Below are 3199 nucleotides of genomic sequence, written 5' to 3'. Positions count from 1 at the left end.
AGGCGGCGTGCTTGCGGGTCACAGGGCGCGAACGTCGAGTTTCCAGGACTCGAGGTCAGGCCTGAGCGTCCTGGTGGCCAGATGCGGCCCGAACACCGCCGGCCGGCCAGACAGAACCGCCGCCACCTGCCCCCAGGCCTTCGCGAGGCTGGGGCTGTTGTCCACGAGGACCGCGTGCTCGCCGAGCCGTTCGCGCTGAGATGGCGTCCACAGGTCGAACTTGTCGATGAGCGCCACGCACTTCTGGTACGCGGTCGGGTCGGTCGCCCACTTGGCGGGGCCGATGAGGAAGAGACCCGTCAACCATCCGAGGGGGTTGTCGGAGTGCTGCACCGCCCAGGGGTAGACCCTGGCGGCGATGTCGGCGTAGTCGCCGATGGCCTCGACCCAGGAAGCGTACTTGCGGAACCTGGCGAGTTCCTGGACGTTCACCCCGTCCCGGACCTCCCACGTGGGCATCTCGACGAAGTCACCTGACCAGTAGGGCGTGTGCTGCCCGGTGGCCTTGACGCCCCAGAGGTTGTTGGCTTTGAGGGCGAGGCCGGACTGCCCGAACGCGCTTTCGTTCGCGGCGTGAGCGGCGGTCGCCTCTGGGTTCACCCCGGGCACCTCAGCGGCGAGGGCGCGCACCTGCGCGATGAACTGCGTTTGCGTCACACGGTCAGCTCCTTCCCAACGAGAAAGCCCCCGGCACAGATGCCGGGGGCTGGCGGGGACTTGGTTGTGGGCTAGGTCAGCGCGTCAAGGCAAAGAAGAAGGCCGCCCCGAAGAGCGGCCAACTTGCCTATTGGAAGAGCCTTACGGGGTGGCCGGCGCTTCGCCGATGCTGCCGCCGGTCCTGTTGCCACCATCCCACTCGCCTTCGACGTAGCTGCCACCGCCAGAAATTTCGCAGCTGGTCATTGGACCCCACTCCGCCACGTTGTACTGGCCAGCGGAGTAACCAGCGGTGCAGTCACCGTCGACTTCAGTCGGGTCGGCATCGGGGTTCTCGGCGAGGTACGCCTGCGCCGCCGTGTAGACGTTCCGCAGGTACGCGTCGCCGGCACGGTCGACGGCGGTGCGGCGGGCGCCGAGCAGGTTCGGGATGAGAACCGCGGCGAGGATGCCGATGATCGCGATCACGATCAGCAGCTCGATGAGCGTGAAGCCCTTAGTCCTATTGCCTTGACGCATTGCGTCCTCCTCATTTTGCCCGGCCCCGAGGGGATGGATGATGGCGGGGCTGGGCGGATAGTGCAGACCCCGATTAGGGTCTGATGAGGAGATTACTCACGGGATTCTTACAGGGGTCTGACTTTCTTCACGCCAGCTCTCCCCCTCTTGGGGGTATCCCTGGGTTCGTGCCCGACCTGGACGCCCAGACGAGGCAACTGCTCACGCTCCTCTACCAGGCGGAGGGCGCCACGACGACCGAGCTGACGCGCCTCCTAGGCCGGCGGCACACACAGTCGACGAGCGCCAGCCTTCGAAACCTCGAGCGGCGCGGATTGGTCGCCAAGGAAGGTCGGAAATGGACGGTGACCGAAGCAGGCCGGGCGCTCCTCGATCCGCTCGTGAAGTACGTGCCCGCCGCGTCGCGTGAGTCGATCGCCTCGAACCGCGCGCTGCTCGACGCGTTGACCGACGAGCCTTTGACCACCGCCCAGCTCGCCGACCTGGCGGGCGTGGAGCGGTCGAACGCGCACAAGCGCCTAGCGGCCCTCGCCGATCGCGGCCTCGCCGAGCGCGTCGACGGGCGGCCGGTCAGGTGGCGGCGCGCGCTGACAGTCCCAGGCCGTTCAGGGACCGTCTAGCCGCCGCCCTAGATGCTAGATGCCCCACTTGCTCAGGAGGTACGCGTTCAACGCCGCGACGTCCTCGTCGCTCAGGGCGCCGCTGGTGATCACGACCTCACTGATGTCACCCGCCCAGAAGCTCGCGGTGCCGCCGTCGCTGGCGCCGAGAACGCCGGCGCCGAAGTTCGCGGGGGACGGCGCGATCGTGTCCACCGCGAGGTTCTGAAGCTCACCGTCCTGCCAGAGGTGAGCGGCGGGGCTGCTGTCGAGGCGGCTGGTGAAGACGTACGCGGTGTTCACGGTGACGGCATCGGCGGCCCCGGCGCGCGGATAGACGCTGCCGTTGTAGTAGAGCAGCAGATGCTTCGCGCTGTCCAGTCCGACGACCCAGTTGTGCCGCCACGGGCTGTCCTCGGTCCTCCCAACCAGGGCGCGGAACCCTGAGAGGTTGGTTGGGCGCGCGACCACGGCCACCGTCAACGTCGTCAGGTGCGTGAAGCCGGCCAGGACCATCCGGTCGTCCACGCCGTCGAACCTGACGGTCGGCAGGCCGTTCAACCCGGCGGCTTGGAGGGTGGGCCGGATCGCGGTCGTGCCCTGTGACGCGTGCCGAGCGTTGCCACTCCGGTCCGCCCACGCCGAGACGGTTCCGGAGTCGATGGTGAGCGTGCCGGCGTCGCTCGCGTCCAGCCACACGTACAGGCCGGGCAGGTCGGCGGGCGTGAAGTCCTGCACGGGCGGCGTGAACGTCCCGCCCCGGCGCAGGCCCACGCTGCGGATGAGCGGGCTCACGCCGCCACCCCCTTGAACGCGACGATCACGTCGGCGAGCGTCGAGTCCGCCGGGGAGGGCGCGACGAGCGCGAGCGTGTCGCCGGCGCTGAGCTCGATGTCGGCAGCGAGACTCCAGGTAACGGCTCCGGCGGTCGTGATGCTGATGCTGCCGACGCTCGACCCGTTCACCTCGATGTCGATGACGGCCGTGCCGTCTGTCGGGTTCACGCCGACGTGCACCTCGCCGGGGTCCGCGTCGTCGATCGTGACCGCGCGCGGCACGAGCACCATGTCGATCGCGCCGGCGTCGGGCGCGCCGGGGTAGCCCAGTTGGAGGTCGTAGTAGGCGTTCCCGCCTCCCCCGCCGCCTCCCCCGCCGCCTCCCCGCACGACCGGCGCGTCGTCCTCCGCCGCGTCGACGCTCACGACGCCGGCGGCCTTGCTGATCTTCGCTACCGGCACGCTGCCCGGCGGCAGCGCCGGGTAGTTCGCGGCGTCGCCCTCGATCACCCGCAGCTTGCCGAGCACCACGCCGAGCGTGTGCGTCAGCGCCTCGCCCGTGTCCGCGTCAGTGAAGTTCACCTGCACGTGCTCGGCGAGCTCACGACTGATGTAGACCCTCGCCTTGTTCCCGTCGGCGATGCCGCT

The 3199-nt window shown here is 69.1% G+C and carries 5 protein-coding genes; 1 reads left to right on the top strand and 4 read right to left on the bottom strand.

Features of this window, described 5'->3' with window-relative positions:
- Positions 1–18 precede the first annotated feature (18 nt).
- A complete protein-coding gene (locus VF202_04840; GenBank protein HEX7039419.1) occupies positions 19–657 on the bottom strand; it encodes a glucosaminidase domain-containing protein in 639 nt (212 codons plus the stop codon).
- Positions 658–798: 141 nt separating this feature from the next.
- Positions 799–1176, bottom strand: a complete 378-nt coding sequence (locus VF202_04835) for a type II secretion system protein (GenBank protein HEX7039418.1) — start codon at positions 1174–1176, stop codon at positions 799–801.
- 167 nt (positions 1177–1343) lie between these two features.
- On the opposite strand from VF202_04835, the gene VF202_04830 reads away from it, so the two are divergent.
- A complete protein-coding gene (locus VF202_04830) occupies positions 1344–1796 on the top strand; it encodes a MarR family transcriptional regulator (GenBank protein ID HEX7039417.1) in 453 nt (150 codons plus the stop codon).
- A 15-nt stretch (positions 1797–1811) separates the two neighbouring features.
- Here VF202_04830 and VF202_04825 read toward each other — a convergent pair whose 3' ends face one another.
- Positions 1812–2549 carry a LamG-like jellyroll fold domain-containing protein gene (locus tag VF202_04825; protein HEX7039416.1) on the bottom strand — a complete coding sequence of 246 codons (738 nt, stop codon included), beginning with the start codon at positions 2547–2549 and terminating at the stop codon, positions 1812–1814.
- A gap of 17 nt (positions 2550–2566) precedes the next feature.
- On the bottom strand, positions 2567–3199 hold a 633-nt coding region (locus tag VF202_04820; GenBank protein ID HEX7039415.1), incomplete at its 5' end, for a hypothetical protein.

It is taken from the genome of Trueperaceae bacterium, from assembly GCA_036381035.1.
In the GTDB taxonomy this organism is placed as follows: domain Bacteria; phylum Deinococcota; class Deinococci; order Deinococcales; family Trueperaceae; genus DASRWD01.
Note: the sequence above shows the minus strand (reverse complement) of the source record. Positions and strands in the feature narration are given on the sequence as shown.

Coding starts and splice junctions, on each gene's coding strand:
- VF202_04835 (HEX7039418.1), bottom strand. CDS start 1,176: ATGCGTCAAGGCAATAGGACTAAGGGCTTCACGCTCATCGAGCTGCTG.